The organism is Acinetobacter sp. V89_4 (genome assembly GCF_029967875.1).
Classification (GTDB): domain Bacteria; phylum Pseudomonadota; class Gammaproteobacteria; order Pseudomonadales; family Moraxellaceae; genus Acinetobacter; species Acinetobacter oleivorans.
In genome coordinates, this window is sequence record NZ_JASCAI010000001.1 from 200917 (window position 1) to 215043 (window position 14127).

Sequence of the window (14127 nt, forward strand, 5' to 3'; positions counted from 1 at the left end):
ATAGAGATTTTGGCTGGATAGAGAATAGAGTTAGACATGAATACAGCGATTACAGCAACAACGACCCCAATAGAATACAGTTATAATGACCGTTATATAAATCGTGAATTGTCTATTCTTGACTTCCATTTGCGTGTATTGGAGCAAGCGGTAGACCCTTTACATCCATTACTTGAACGAATGAATTTCTTGCTCATTTTTTCGCGTAATCTCGATGAGTTCTTTGAAATTCGTGTTGCGGGAGTGATGGAACAATTCTCTCTGGGCAATGAAAGTCGTAGCCCTGATGGTCTTACCCCAAGACAGGTTTTACAAAAAATCTCTGAAACTGCTCATGCTGCGATTGAGCGTCAATATCGAATTTTAAATGAGGAAATCTTACCTAAACTACGTGAAGAAGATATTTGTTTCCTACGTCGTGGTGAGTTAACTCCAGCTCAATCTGCTTGGGTGAAAAAATATTTTCAAGAACAAGTTGCACCTGTATTAACCCCAATTAGTCTAGATCCAGCACACCCGTTCCCTCGACTTGTTAATAAAAGCTTGAACTTCATTATTACGCTTGAAGGTAAAGATGCTTTTGGTCGTCAAATCGATTTGGCTGTTGTACCTGCGCCACGTTCATTACCACGCGTTGTACGCCTACCAGACGAATTAACAGGTGGTAAAGAACATCATGTAATGTTATCGGCAATTATCCATGAACATGTGTCTGATTTATTCCCAGGAATGACAGCAACTGGGTGTTATCAATTCCGTGTGACACGTAATGCAGACTTAGCCCTGAATGAAGATGTTGAAGACTTAGCTAAAGCATTAAAAGGTGAATTAAGTTCTCGACGTTTTGGGCGTGCAGTTCGCTTGGAAGTAACCCATAACTGCCCACAGCATATTTATGAGTACTTACTGGAAGAGTTCGATTTAACTGATGAGCAATTATATAAAGTTGATGGCCCAGTAAATTTAGCTCGTCTGGTTTCAAACTTTAAACGTCCTCATTTGCGTTATGACTCGCATACGCCAGTTGTGCCTAAAGTGTTTAAAAAGACCGAGAGTATTTTCTCGGCAATGCAGAAGCAAGATATTTTACTGCATCATCCGTTCGAATCTTTTGCTCCTGTAATTCAGTTACTTCGCGAAGCTGCTCGCGATCCGCAAGTATTAGCAATTAAGCAGACGTTATATCGTAGTGGTGCTGATTCTGAGATTGTGCAAATTTTGGCAGAAGCGGCGCGTAATGGAAAGGAAGTCATTGCCGTTATTGAATTACGTGCTCGCTTTGATGAAGAATCAAATATTGAAGTAGCAAACGTTTTACAAGAAGCTGGAGCAGTCGTTGTTTACGGTATTGTAGGTTATAAAACCCACGCCAAAATGATTATGGTCGTGCGCCGTGAAAATAATAAATTGGTGCGTTACGTTCATTTAGGAACGGGTAACTACCATGCGATGAATGCCCGAATTTATACCGATTATGGTCTCATGACCACAGATAAAGATCTGTGTGAAGACGTACACCGTATATTCCAAGAGTTGACCGGCATGGGCAAAATGGCGAAATTGAAAAAGCTATTACATGCACCGTTTACCCTACATGCTCAGCTTATTAACTTTATTGATGAAGAAATTGCCAATGCTAAAGCAGGCCGTAAAGCTCAGATCATTGTTAAAGTAAATGCATTAACCGAAGTCCAGTTAATCAATAAATTGTATGAAGCTTCTCAGGCGGGTGTTCAAATTGACCTGATTATCCGTTCGATTTGCTGCTTACGTCCAGGTTTGCCGAACCTGTCGGAGAATATTCGAGTGCGTTCAATTGTAGGGCGTTTCCTTGAGCATACTCGTGTTTATTACTTCAGTAATAATGGCGATGCACGTATTTACTGTTCAAGTGCAGACTGGATGGACCGTAATTTATTTAATCGTGTTGAAGCGTGTTTCCCTGTTGAAGACCCTGCATTGAAAAAACGTATTTATCAACAAGGTTTGGTAAATTACTTACAAGATAATCAACAGGCATGGCTGCTACAAGGGGATGGTACTTGGATTCGTGCTGAGCCAGCAGAGGGTGAAAAATTGCATAATGCTCAAAGGGCATTATTGGAAATCATTAAATAATGAACTTTCAAGACTAAATAAAAGCCGACATTTTGTCGGCTTTTTTAATTGACTGAAATTCAAAGTAATTTAGTTAGTTTTTCTAAATGGTTGCTGGATAAACGATAATAATTTGAAGCACTGCAATATGTTTTGAAAATATGTGATTTTTTACATAAAACATTGAATTTTAAAAATATACAAATCACGAGAAATCTACTTTAATACGCCGCATTAAATATACTTAACTTTGGTAAATGAATAAGATGCAATGCTTTATTAGAAGTTTACTTATTAAAATACTTTTGGGGATAATACCAGTGACCGCTTACGCAGATCAGAAGTGTTATGGAGATATAATCGTCTTTCAAAGATTTGATGATCAAGCGATATATCCTTATTTTGTAAACCCTTCTAATGATAAAGCTAACAAAAGTGGAGAGAAAAATAAAAAAATAATCATCCAAAAAAGAAAACCAAAACAAGATGAGTTTTTAGCCCAAAAGAAAGTTGAAGATGTTCACACCAAGAAAATAGAAGAAAAGAAAAATTTTGACAGTAAAAAGCAACTTGATGCAGCTGTCGCTAAAGAAATCTTGGAAAATGGTGAAAAGAAATGGATGGTACAAGTTGCGTTAGCATCTAATCAAAATAAGGCAAATATGGTTCAGTCGCAGTTAGAAGCAAAAGGGTACAAGGTTGTAACCAGTGCAACGACTAAAGGCATACGGGTCATGGTAGACCCTGCAAATGACTATGCTATTGCACAAATTATTAGAGAAAAAATTATTGCTGATAATAGTTTGAATATGCCATCTGCTTGGGTGTTTAAGTGGGCATCCTTAACGCCGCAATAAAATAAAAAGGAGTCCGAAGACTCCTTTTTTTTATTCATGTATTCTTGTCGTGATTTTCTGCATAATTTGCAGTAATACATCGAACTCACTTTGCAATGGTGTACTTTTACGAGTCACTAAAGCTAAAGTACGGCTCGGAGCATCTTCAATTGGTTTTGCAGTAATCTGATCATTAAACTTGATCATACTATTTTCAATTGCAATTTCTGGTAAAAGCGTAAAGCCTAAATCAGAAGAAACCATTTCAACTAACGTTGGTAAAGAACTTGCTTTTAAACGGTTGTCGTTTTTACGCTCACCGATAGGGCATGCACTTAAAACGTGGTCACGTAAACAGTGACCTTCTTCAAGCAAAATTAATCTTGATAAATCAAGATCATCTAGAGAGTTGGCTTGAAGAGCATTTGTATCTTGCTTACTACATACAAGGTACAAGTTTTCTTTCGAAATTTCAGCGACTTTTAGGCCTCTAGTGTCAAACGGTAGAGCAAGAACGATCATGTCTAGATTACCGTGTTCTAAACGCTCTACAATTTTTTCACTTTGTGCTTCATGCAAATGCAGCTGAATTTTAGGCAACTGCTGATGCACTTCATCAAGTAACCGTGTCAGGATAAAAGGTGCAATTGTTGGAATAACACCCAAATGCAAATCACCCGTTAACGGCTCACTCATTTCACGGCTCAAACGCATTAAATCTTGAGCATCTGCTAGTAGTACACGGGCGCGAGCAACGACTTGTTCACCTAAAGGTGTTAAACGCACATTCTGGCGATCACGTTCTACCAAAACGCCACCTAATAACCGTTCAAGCTCCATGATGCCGCCTGATAAAGTCGATTGAGTGACAAAAGAGCGGCGTGCTGCTTCAGTAAAATGCAAAGTTTCCGACAACGTAACTAAATATGATAGCTGTCTTAATGAGGGTAATGCAGCCATAGTGTCCTAGTCTGATGATTTAAAATGATGCGCAAATAAACCGCTAAGCTGTGGAATAAAATGTGCAGGGATATCATGCCCCATTCCATCAATTAATTCAAACTTAGCACCGGAAATTGCTTTTGCTACAGCCTTACCGTGGCTAGGCGGAAGTAAGCGATCGCGAGAGCCATGTAGGACTAAAGCGGGTTGCTTAATTTCACGGTCGAGTTGTAGTAAAGAGCCTGTACATAATATTGCTAAAAACTGTTGAAGTACACCAGCAGGATAGTAGCTACGTTGATAAAGCTTACGCGCTGTTTGTATTGCTTCAATCTGGTTGATATAACCAGGTGAACCAATCAATTGAAATAGTTTTAAACTATGATTAACAATACCTTCTTCGTCACGTGTTTCGGGTTTACCAATTAAACTCAAAAGTTGTTTCGGAAAAGGAGGTGGTAAAAAAGGCTGGTTATTGCTTGTAAACATAAGCCCTAACTTCTCAACCTTTTCTGGATATTTTGCTGCAAGAATTTGAGCAATCATCCCACCCATTGATGCACCAATTACATGCGCTTTGTTCACGCCTAAACGATCAATCAGCATCGATACATCATCTGCCATATCATGCAGCGTATAAGGTGCACCCTGATTAGCGAGTCCAAGTGCAAAGCGGCCCATCAATTTGACAGTATTTAAGCGTTTACCTTCGTGACGTACTTTTGAAGAAAGGCCAATATCACGGTTATCAAAACGAATAACACGAAATCCTTGATCAATCAGCGATTTACAGAAAAAATCTGGCCAAAAAAGCATTTGGGCGCCAAGACCCATAATCAGCAAAATGGTTGGATGCTCTGGCTTTCCACCGACTTCTACATGCAACTCAATTCCATTGCCTAAGTTGACTTTGGTTTCTTGCATGAAAGATGTATACGGTGAAATGTTAAACTGTAAGGCGCTATTCATGTTATTCATTCCTTAAAGGAATACTCTCTAACGAGTATTCCTGATACAAACCTTATGCTTGGGCTGGAATAAGATCTGGAACAAGCTTTGTTAAAGTTAAGCGTTGTTTACCTGCGGTTGCACCTAACAATACAAAACCACGCAATGTTCCTTCATTGTCAATTGCTTTGGCAAGCATACCATCGTCGAACTCTTCTGTTTCCCAGTTCACTTCTACATCAACTGGAGCTGGCAAAACTGTAAGTGGAGCTGCTGGTGTTTTTACTGCAACTGGCATAGCAGGGTAGTGCACAGCAGTTTGTTGCCCACTGAGTGTTTTTGCGAGAGCACGAGCCTGTTGCATAATCGGCATTACATATGGCAGTAAAGTACCGTTTACTTCTGCACAATCCCCAATTGCGTAGATGTCTGCTTGATTTGTTTCTAGTAAGCCATTGGTAATAATTCCACGGCTTGTTTGAATATCTGCACTTTTAGCAAGTGAAATATTTGGCTGTAAACCAATCGCAGAAAGAACAAGGTCCGCAACCAATGTTTGTCCGTTTGCAAGTGTTATCGCATAGTCTTCGCCATTATTAATTTTGCTTACTTTTTCAACCGTGGTTCCAAGTGCAAATTTTACTCCAGCTTCCTCAAGATTTTGTTGGAAAGCAGAAGCAATATGCCCTGGAAGTAAACGGCCTAATGGTTGAGGAGCCAAATCAATCACAGTGATGTCATATTCACTATGCAGTAAGTCGTTGGCAAATTCACAACCAATTAAACCAGCACCTAAAATAACAACACGTTTATCTTTACGCTGAGCTAGATTTTCACGGAAAGCGCGGTAATCAATCAATGAGTTCACAACATGAATGTCATCGCTACCATCACCTGCAATTGCAAGGCGAATTGGGTTAGCACCTATAGCTAAAATCAGTTTTGAATAGGGTTGATTCGACGTTACACCATCTTTTTCTAGAACAAGTTCATGGTGTTCAGCTAAAATCTCTTTTACAAAAGTAAAAGGCTCAATACGCATATTGAGTTGAGTACCCATTTTAGCAGCATCACCTAAAGGAATTTGTTCTGGTGCTTTTTTACCTGCAAATGCATTTGATAATGTTGGCTTTGCATAGTTCACTGCATCATCCGCACAAATCATCACAAGTTCTTGCTCTGGGCTAAGCTTACGGAACTCACGTGCCAAGGTATAACCCGCCATGCCTGATCCGATAATGACGATAGGATGCATTTTTTTCTCCAGAGTTAGAATTATTTATTTAATACGGTGATTGGTAATATTCGTAAAAAAGACCATGTCTATCATGGCCTTTTACTTTACGCTCTTAGATTTCGATCATTTCGAAGTCAGCTTTTGAAACGCCGCAATCAGGGCAAGTCCAGTCATCAGGAATATCTTCCCATTTTGTTCCAGCTGCAATGCCGTCTTGTGGCCAACCTTCCGCTTCGTCATAAATCCATCCACAAACGATACATTGATATTTTTTCATGAGACTCTCCGCACTGATAAGTTTGCTCAAAGCTGCCTTTCAGTAAAACTATTCCATCTATTAATAATGTAACTACGATCCGGTCAATAATAACCAATGTGCCTTTGATCGGATATCAAATTTTTACGCAGTTCTACATTCAAAGTAAAGTAAATAACGGAGTTTAATCATTCGTAAGCAAAGATGAATGGCAGGTTAGGACAAATAAGTGGTTATTTAGGCAAAACTTCGCCATAAACTAATAATAATTAATGCATTCTTACAGTTAATTTTATTTATGAAAATATCATGAAATAAAGAGTGCCAAATCATTTAAAAAATTCATCTCATATGAAAGCTAAATAACAACAAACTACGATGCTACAGAATGTCATTATTAAAACCGAAAATTAAAATTTACTGTCATTAAGACGGTATAAATCAGGGAAGTGAAATATGGAAAATTTAGTATATGAAGTGGAAATTGATGCTCCTAGAGAAAAAGTGTGGGACATACTTTGGAATAGCGAAACATATAACGCTTGGACGAAATTTTTTGCACCAGATTCCTCAATGCGTACTGACTGGCAAGTAGGTGGAAAAACTTATTTTCTTGATGGTGAAGGAAATGGGATGGTTTCTACCATTGAACAAATGCAAAAACCGGAAATATTGATTTTTAAACATTTAGGAATGATTAAGGAGGGTAAAGAAGATTTAGAAAGTGAAGAAGTTAAAGGTTGGAGTGGTTCTCAAGAAAAATATTTTCTAAACCAAAAAGATAATATAACCACTTTAAAAGTTGAATTGGCCACCTTGCCTGAATATATGGGCATGTTGAAAAGTGGCTTCGTTCAAGGTTTTGATGTGGTTAAAAAAATAGCGGAAGCGAAATAAAGCTTCTTTAAATCACATATAAACCAGTTTTTTATAATCAAACGATATAAATCTAGGCCAAATATTTTTTATAAATTTTTATAATCAGATCATTAATTCGAGAAGGATAGGCCAAGCGATGATGTCCACCTTCAAACGTTTCAATATTCATATAGGGTGCAAGTTTTTCTTGAACCTGATACATATCAAGTTGCTCATCTCCTAATTCTAAATAGGCCATTTTAGGATTAGAGAGCATGAGTTCATCTTCAGAAAGCTGAGGGTAGTCTGCCCGAAAATTAGGGGTAAGACTTGGATTTGCCACAATCACTGCTAGTTTATGTTGAGCAGCAGTTTTTAGAGCCCAATAGCCTCCAATGCTATGACCCACCAATAAATCTGGTTTGATCGTCTGAATAGCCTGATGGTAAAAGTACTCAACAGATGCATAACTTAAGTTACGATAATCGACGTCAATACAAAATTTTTCAGGATGTAAAATGGCATGGAACTTTGTCGATTCCCGGGAAGAATCCAAGCCATGTAAAAATAGAATTTTCATTATTTACGACACAATCTCATTGATAAAATAAAAGGCAAATCGGGCCTTTTGAATATCGAGGTTATTTGGATTTTTTTATATTTTACTAAATGCTTTAAAAAATGATCTTAGCGATTGGTCTAAGTCACTTTGCCTTTAAAAAGTGGTGTTTTGTTCTATAAAATTGTCTTTTTTCATTTTTGTTTGATTGAAATCATTCGAAAAACTTCCGCAATCTGTTAGGATATAGCACTTAATTTTTACTTAATCGAGGCAGAGATGACGCAACAAAACGCTCAATCGACTTCTGAACCAACTATTTCCGAAAACGATTTAATTGCACAGCGTCATGCCAAATTAAAGCAAATCCAAGATGTTGCGAAGGAAACTGGAAAGAGTCCTTGGCCGAATACGTTTAAGCGTGAACACTACGCAGCTGATCTACAAGAACAATTTAAAGATCAGTCGAAAGAACAAATTGAAAGCGCTGAGCATGTCTATGTAAAAGTGGCTGGCCGTGTCATGTTAAACCGTGGTTCTTTCATGGTTATTCAAGATATGACAGGTCGTATTCAGCTATATGTTGATCGTAAAGGTTTACCAAAAGATATTCTTGAGACCATTAAAGGTTTAGACCTTGGTGACATTATTGCTGCCGAAGGTTATATCGGACGTTCAGGAAAAGGTGACTTATATGTTCACCTTGAAGGTTTTGAACTTCTTACAAAATCTCTTCGTCCGTTACCAGATAAATTCCATGGCTTAAATGACACAGAAGTTAAGTACCGTAAACGTTACCTTGACTTAATTGTGAATGAAGAAACACGTAAAACTTTTGAAATCCGTGCCAAAGTTGTTGCAGGTATTCGAGCATTCTTAAACAATGAACGTTTCATGGAAGTTGAAACGCCAATGATGCATGTGATTCCGGGTGGTGCGTCTGCGCGTCCGTTTGAAACACATCACAATGCTTTGGATATGCCTTTATTCTTGCGTATTGCACCTGAGCTTTATTTAAAACGTTTGGTTGTTGGTGGTTTTGAACGTGTGTTTGAAATTAACCGTAACTTCCGTAATGAAGGGGTGTCAACGCGTCACAACCCTGAATTTACGATGATCGAGTTTTATCAAGCTTACGCTGATTATAAAGACTTGATGCAATTAACTGAAAACATGCTTGAAAAATTGGCTTTGGATATTTTAGGTACAACTGATGTGCCTTACCAAGGTGAAGTGTTTAGTTTCAAAGGGCCATTCAAGAAAATCTCTATGTTCGATGCGATTTTAGAGAATAACCCACAATTTACTCCTGAAAATGTTGGTGACCGTGAGTTCCTTGCTCAATTTATTCGTGAAGAATTAAAAGAACAAGTTAAGCCTGGTTTTGGTTTAGGTAAGCTTCAAACGATTGTATTTGAAGAAACTGTTGAGACTAAACTTCGTCAGCCTACATTTATTACTGAATATCCAGCTGAAACTTCTCCGCTCGCTCGTCGTAATGATGACAATGCACATATTACTGATCGTTTTGAGTTTTTCATTGGCGGCCGTGAATTGGCAAATGGTTTCAGCGAGTTAAATGATCCAATTGATCAAGCTGAACGTTTCCAAGCTCAGGTTGCTGAAAAAGATGCGGGTGATGATGAAGCAATGCATTACGATGCAGAATTCGTTGAAGCACTTGAATATGGTTTACCTCCTACAGCAGGGGAGGGTATCGGTATTGACCGTTTGGTGATGCTTTTTGCCGATGCTCCAAGTATTCGTGATGTAATTTTATTCCCTCATATGCGCCGTAAAGAAGGTTAATCTTCTAAAGGCAAAAAAGGCAGTATTTATACTGCCTTTTTTATTACTTTTATATCTCAAAAACTTACCTATCTACACTAATCTTAAAATAGCGTTAAAAAATGTAATTGCACAGTTTAACAATTGCAAAGTTGTGATAAAAAATTTAAGGTGTTGCTCATAAATAACTTTGAGAATTGGCTGGCATGTTTCTAAGAAAAACACTTTCGATTGCAATATTGGCAACTGCTTCATCCGCTATTTTTGCACAAGGTTTAGTGCTAAATAATGAGGACTTACGTACAGACTTAAATTGGTTGAATCAACAAGGTGTTATCAAGATTAGCACCTCAACTTGGCCGTTAAGTGGTGATGAAATCCAGAGAGCTCTCTCTCAAGCGCAAGTGACGCATCCAGCTCAACAAAAAGTTATTAATTCAGTTCTTGATGCATTAAAAGCAGATAACGATACGGTTAAAGTGGGCGCTTTTGCTGAGACCGATAGCAAAAATATTCCGCAAGCATTTGGTGATAACCAAAAAGCTCAATATCAAGGTTCTTTAGAGTTTAATGCTGGTGGTGAAAACTGGGATGCAAAAATCCGAGTAAATGCAGAAAAAGATCCACAAATTGATAATGGGCAAGATGTGAATGTTGAAGGCTCATATGTTGCTGGTAAACTTTGGAATCAGTGGGTTGTAGCGGGTCAAATTCCAACATGGTGGGGTCCTGGCCATGATGGTAGCTTAATTCGTGGTGATGCTAGCCGCCCAGTTTATGGTGTAACAGCACAACGTGCTGTGCAAAATGCTTTTGATACAAAATGGTTATCTTGGATTGGACCTTGGCAATACCAAGCTTTTGCTGGTCAATTAGATGACTATAAATCAGTCCCAGACGCAAAGTTAATTGGATTGCGTGTAACTGCACAACCATTGCCATATATTGAGTTGGGTGCATCGCGTGCTATTCAATGGGGCGGTGATGGACGTCCTGAAAGTTTTAGTTCTTTATGGGATGCATTTGTCGGCAATAAAGATAATGGTGGAACTGGTGAACCAGATCCATCAAACCAAATTGCTGGCTTCGATGGCCGCTTATTATTACAACCGCTATTCCAAGTTCCAGTTAGCATATATGGACAATATGTAGGTGAAGATGAAGCGGGTGGTTTACCTTCTAAGAAAATGTACTTAGCAGGTGTCGACTATTCATCTAGTTACAATAATTTGCCTTATCAACTTTATGCAGAATGGGCAGATACACGTACTAATGGTGATGTAAGAGGTATCTCTTATGCCCATTCAACTTATAAAGATGGTTATTACCAACATGGTTACCCATTAGGCCACGCGATGGGTGGTGATGGACAAATGTACTCAGTGGGTGGTGATATCCGCTTTGATGTCATGAACCGTTTAAGTGGTCGTGCAATGGTGGTTAAAGTTAATCAATCTAACTTGGCAATCAATAAAGCATTCCCTAAAGACGATGAAATCAAAGCCCTTGATTTAACTTGGACGCATTACATCAAACCTGATCTTCCATTAAAAATTAATGGTTGGGTAAGTGATTCTGATCTAGAAGGTAATGACGCAGGTGCATCTATTGGAATTGAAATTCCATTAGAACGTAAAATGTTCGGTTTCTAAGAATAGATCATGTTTTAGAAAAGAGAAGCGATCAAAGCTTCTCTTTTTTTATGGTTTTTAGAGAAATATAAAGACTAGAACATGATTTGCTTAAGTTGGCTACACAAGCTACGATTGCAAAGTTACGCAAGTGAATCAGCATATTACATGTATATGATGAAATCGAATATCAATATGAAAAAACAAGCAAAAGGAATCGGTTTTAAATCACTATAATGCATAACTAATGCTATAAGCCATATAAAGGCTTGTGGTTGGATTATCTATCACGAAAAATTGGAGTTGTTATGGCACTCGTTCCTCCACATGGTCTTCTAGGTGGTGGTTTAATACTACTTCTAGATTTTATGGGCAAAATGGATAGAGAAGGACGTGTTCATGACTGAATCAAGACTCACACATCTCAAGCAACTTGAAGCTGAAAGCATTCATATTATCCGTGAAGTTGCTGCTGAATTTGAAAATCCAGTCATGCTTTACTCAATTGGTAAAGACTCTGCGGTAATGCTTCATCTTGCGTTAAAAGCATTTTATCCAGCTAAACTTCCATTCCCATTATTACATGTAGATACAGGTTGGAAGTTTAAAGACATGATCGCTTTTCGCGATAACATGGCAAAAACGCATGGCTTTGATTTAATCGTTCATCAGAACAAAGAAGGTCGTGAAGCTGGAATTAATCCATTCGATCATGGTAGTTCAAAATATACAGATATTATGAAAACCCAAGCTTTAAAACAGGCTTTGGATAAATATCAATTTGACGCTGCTTTTGGTGGTGCACGCCGTGATGAAGAAAAATCACGCGCGAAAGAACGTGTTTACTCATTCCGTGATAGTAAACACCGTTGGGATCCTAAAAACCAGCGTCCTGAACTTTGGAATCTTTACAATGGTAAAGTGAACAAAGGTGAAAGTATTCGTGTATTCCCTTTATCTAACTGGACTGAGTTGGATATCTGGCAATATATCTATTTAGAAAATATTCAAATCGTTCCTCTTTATTTCTCTGCTGTTCGTCCAGTAGTAGAGCGTAGCGGTACATTAATCATGGTTGATGATGAACGTATGCGTTTAAAAGAAGGTGAAGTTCCACAGATGAAGTCTGTACGTTTCCGTACGCTTGGCTGTTATCCATTAACTGGTGCAGTTGAGTCTGAAGCAGATACGTTACCTGAAATTATCCAAGAGATGCTTTTAGCCACGAGTTCTGAGCGCCAAGGTCGTATGATCGACCATGATGAAGCGGGCTCAATGGAAAAGAAAAAGCAAGAAGGCTATTTCTAAGACAATTTCTAAATTTGTGGAGTTTGAGCAATGTCTCATCAATCAGAATTAATCAGTCAAGATATCTTGGCCTATTTAAAGCAACATGAACAAAAAGACCTTCTGCGTTTTTTGACTTGCGGTAACGTAGATGATGGTAAAAGTACACTTATTGGACGTCTACTCTACGATTCAAAATTGATTTACGAAGATCAATTGCAAGCTGTAACGCGCGATAGTAAAAAAGTAGGAACTACAGGTGATGCACCAGACTTGGCATTACTTGTAGATGGCTTACAAGCTGAGCGTGAGCAAGGTATTACCATTGATGTGGCTTACCGCTATTTCTCAACTGAAAAGCGTAAGTTTATTATTGCTGATACCCCAGGACATGAGCAATATACGCGTAACATGGCAACTGGTGCGTCAACTGCTGATCTTGCAATTATCTTGATTGATGCGCGTTATGGTGTACAAACTCAAACTCGTCGCCATACGTTTATTGCTAGTTTACTTGGTATTAAAAATATCGTTGTTGCTATCAATAAAATGGACTTGGTTGAGTACTCTCCTGAACGCTTCACTGAGATTCAGATTGAATATGATGCTTTCGTAAGTCAGTTAGGTGACCGTCGTCCAGCCAATATTCAGTTTGTACCGATTTCTGCTTTAAATGGCGATAACGTAGTAAATGTTTCTGAGCATACAGCTTGGTACAAGGGTCAAACCTTGATGAGCATTCTTGAATCTGTGGAAATTAGTCGTGAATCAAACAAACACGAATTCCGTTTCCCTGTTCAATATGTGAACCGTCCAAACCTCGATTTCCGTGGTTTCGCTGGTACTGTCGCTTTAGGTGAAATCAATGTTGGTGATGAAATTGTTGCATTACCATCAGGTAAGCGCTCAACAGTTAAAGAAATCGTAACATTCGATGGAAATCTGGACCAAGCTGTTGCGGGTCAAGCAGTTACATTAACATTGAATGATGAAATTGATATTAGCCGCGGTAACGTATTAGTACGTGCAGGCGAACAACCATTAATTTCTCGTAGTGTTCGTGCTTCAGTAGTATGGATGAATGAACATCCACTGGTGAAAGGCAAGTTGTACAACGTTAAAATTGGTACACAGACTGTTCCTGCCAAAGTAACTAATATTCACTACCGTGTAAATGTAAATACGCTTGAGCATACTCAAGTTGAAGAGCTTGAGTTAAATGCAATTGCAGACGTTGTGGTTGAGTTTGATGCACCAGTCGTATTTGATCAATATCAAGATTCACGATACACAGGTTCATTTATTTTCATTGATCGTTTAAGCAATGTAACGGTTGGTGCGGGTATGGTTGAGTCTGCGGTAGAGTGGACTGCACATAGCAATCCTGTTACTGCTGAAGATCGTGCTGCACGTTTAGGTCAAAAACCTGCGGTGATTGGGATTTCTGCACAGTTAATCGAGAAAGCTCAAGTTTTAGAAAGCTTATTGATTCAACAAGGTGTAGTTGCGATTGCAAAAGCCAACTTAACTGCTGAGCAAATTACTTTATTGCGTGAGACAGGTGTTGTGGTTATCACTACGGCTGTGGATGGCACAGATACAGAAGTTACTGCTGAAACTGTTGAAGAGGCAGCTGAAAAAGTTGTGGAATTAGTCCGTCTTTAATAGATTGAATTGATTTTGAAAAA

14 protein-coding genes are annotated in these 14127 nt (G+C 38.5%); 8 read left to right on the top strand and 6 right to left on the bottom strand.

Annotated features, from left to right (window positions below; all coding sequences use genetic code 11):
* Window positions 1-36 precede the first annotated feature (36 nt).
* On the top strand, window positions 37-2118 hold the full coding sequence (gene ppk1, locus QLG01_RS00995) for a polyphosphate kinase 1 (RefSeq protein ID WP_004793981.1): 2082 nt from the start codon (window positions 37-39) through the stop codon (window positions 2116-2118).
* Between the two features lie 59 nt (window positions 2119-2177).
* On the opposite strand, the gene QLG01_RS01000 is transcribed toward ppk1, so the two are convergent.
* The gene (locus tag QLG01_RS01000) at window positions 2178-2306 is read right to left on the bottom strand and encodes a hypothetical protein (RefSeq protein ID WP_081399186.1); all 129 of its coding nucleotides are present in this window, start codon (window positions 2304-2306) and stop codon (window positions 2178-2180) included.
* A 57-nt stretch (window positions 2307-2363) separates the two neighbouring features.
* On the opposite strand from QLG01_RS01000, the gene QLG01_RS01005 reads away from it, so the two are divergent.
* On the top strand, window positions 2364-2954 hold the full coding sequence (locus tag QLG01_RS01005; protein ID WP_051080043.1) for an SPOR domain-containing protein: 591 nt from the start codon (window positions 2364-2366) through the stop codon (window positions 2952-2954).
* Between the two features lie 30 nt (window positions 2955-2984).
* On the opposite strand, the gene oxyR is transcribed toward QLG01_RS01005, so the two are convergent.
* The 4 genes from oxyR to rubA all read right to left on the bottom strand — a co-directional run bounded on the left by oxyR (window position 2985) and on the right by rubA (window position 6337).
* Window positions 2985-3893, bottom strand: coding sequence for a LysR family transcriptional regulator OxyR (gene oxyR / locus QLG01_RS01010; RefSeq protein ID WP_004793979.1), 909 nt, complete (start codon window positions 3891-3893; stop codon window positions 2985-2987).
* A gap of 6 nt (window positions 3894-3899) precedes the next feature.
* Window positions 3900-4844, bottom strand: coding sequence for an esterase EstB (estB, locus tag QLG01_RS01015; protein ID WP_005303349.1), 945 nt, complete (start codon window positions 4842-4844; stop codon window positions 3900-3902).
* A gap of 52 nt (window positions 4845-4896) precedes the next feature.
* Window positions 4897-6078, bottom strand: coding sequence for a rubredoxin reductase RubB (gene rubB / locus QLG01_RS01020; protein WP_282495635.1), 1182 nt, complete (start codon window positions 6076-6078; stop codon window positions 4897-4899).
* 94 nt (window positions 6079-6172) lie between these two features.
* A complete protein-coding gene (gene rubA / locus QLG01_RS01025; RefSeq protein ID WP_000760495.1) occupies window positions 6173-6337 on the bottom strand; it encodes a rubredoxin RubA in 165 nt (54 codons plus the stop codon).
* Window positions 6338-6772: 435 nt separating this feature from the next.
* Between rubA and QLG01_RS01030 the strand changes: the two genes are divergently transcribed.
* A complete protein-coding gene (locus tag QLG01_RS01030) occupies window positions 6773-7213 on the top strand; it encodes an SRPBCC domain-containing protein (RefSeq protein ID WP_282495636.1) in 441 nt (146 codons plus the stop codon).
* Between the two features lie 52 nt (window positions 7214-7265).
* On the opposite strand, the gene QLG01_RS01035 is transcribed toward QLG01_RS01030, so the two are convergent.
* Complete coding sequence (locus tag QLG01_RS01035) at window positions 7266-7754, bottom strand: YqiA/YcfP family alpha/beta fold hydrolase (protein WP_004793973.1); 489 nt, start codon at window positions 7752-7754, stop codon at window positions 7266-7268.
* A 258-nt stretch (window positions 7755-8012) separates the two neighbouring features.
* Between QLG01_RS01035 and lysS the strand changes: the two genes are divergently transcribed.
* The 5 genes from lysS to cysN all read left to right on the top strand — a co-directional run bounded on the left by lysS (window position 8013) and on the right by cysN (window position 14104).
* Complete coding sequence (lysS, locus tag QLG01_RS01040; RefSeq protein WP_004793971.1) at window positions 8013-9542, top strand: lysine--tRNA ligase; 1530 nt, start codon at window positions 8013-8015, stop codon at window positions 9540-9542.
* Between the two features lie 185 nt (window positions 9543-9727).
* Window positions 9728-11173: a capsule assembly Wzi family protein gene (locus QLG01_RS01045; protein WP_107881119.1), complete on the top strand. Its 1446-nt coding sequence runs from the start codon at window positions 9728-9730 to the stop codon at window positions 11171-11173.
* A 254-nt stretch (window positions 11174-11427) separates the two neighbouring features.
* The gene (locus QLG01_RS01050; RefSeq protein ID WP_002117520.1) at window positions 11428-11559 is read left to right on the top strand and encodes a hypothetical protein; all 132 of its coding nucleotides are present in this window, start codon (window positions 11428-11430) and stop codon (window positions 11557-11559) included.
* Window positions 11552-12460, top strand: a complete 909-nt coding sequence (gene cysD / locus QLG01_RS01055; RefSeq protein ID WP_000140408.1) for a sulfate adenylyltransferase subunit CysD — start codon at window positions 11552-11554, stop codon at window positions 12458-12460. Before QLG01_RS01050 ends, cysD begins: the two co-directional genes overlap by 8 nt.
* Before the next feature lie 30 nt (window positions 12461-12490).
* The gene (gene cysN, locus QLG01_RS01060; protein ID WP_282495637.1) at window positions 12491-14104 is read left to right on the top strand and encodes a sulfate adenylyltransferase subunit CysN; all 1614 of its coding nucleotides are present in this window, start codon (window positions 12491-12493) and stop codon (window positions 14102-14104) included.
* Window positions 14105-14127 lie beyond the last annotated feature (23 nt).

Excerpts from the sequence above, each read along its gene's own strand:
- lysS (WP_004793971.1), top strand. The coding sequence starts at position 8,013 with ATGACGCAACAAAACGCTCAATCGACTTCTGAACCAACTATTTCCGAA.
- cysN (WP_282495637.1), top strand. The coding sequence starts at position 12,491 with ATGTCTCATCAATCAGAATTAATCAGTCAAGATATCTTGGCCTATTTA.
- estB (WP_005303349.1), bottom strand. The coding sequence starts at position 4,844 with ATGAATAGCGCCTTACAGTTTAACATTTCACCGTATACATCTTTCATG.
- oxyR (WP_004793979.1), bottom strand. The coding sequence starts at position 3,893 with ATGGCTGCATTACCCTCATTAAGACAGCTATCATATTTAGTTACGTTG.
- ppk1 (WP_004793981.1), top strand. The coding sequence starts at position 37 with ATGAATACAGCGATTACAGCAACAACGACCCCAATAGAATACAGTTAT.
- QLG01_RS01035 (WP_004793973.1), bottom strand. The coding sequence starts at position 7,754 with ATGAAAATTCTATTTTTACATGGCTTGGATTCTTCCCGGGAATCGACA.
- cysD (WP_000140408.1), top strand. The coding sequence starts at position 11,552 with ATGACTGAATCAAGACTCACACATCTCAAGCAACTTGAAGCTGAAAGC.
- QLG01_RS01045 (WP_107881119.1), top strand. The coding sequence starts at position 9,728 with ATGTTTCTAAGAAAAACACTTTCGATTGCAATATTGGCAACTGCTTCA.
- QLG01_RS01005 (WP_051080043.1), top strand. The coding sequence starts at position 2,364 with ATGCAATGCTTTATTAGAAGTTTACTTATTAAAATACTTTTGGGGATA.
- rubA (WP_000760495.1), bottom strand. The coding sequence starts at position 6,337 with ATGAAAAAATATCAATGTATCGTTTGTGGATGGATTTATGACGAAGCG.
- rubB (WP_282495635.1), bottom strand. The coding sequence starts at position 6,078 with ATGCATCCTATCGTCATTATCGGATCAGGCATGGCGGGTTATACCTTG.
- QLG01_RS01030 (WP_282495636.1), top strand. The coding sequence starts at position 6,773 with ATGGAAAATTTAGTATATGAAGTGGAAATTGATGCTCCTAGAGAAAAA.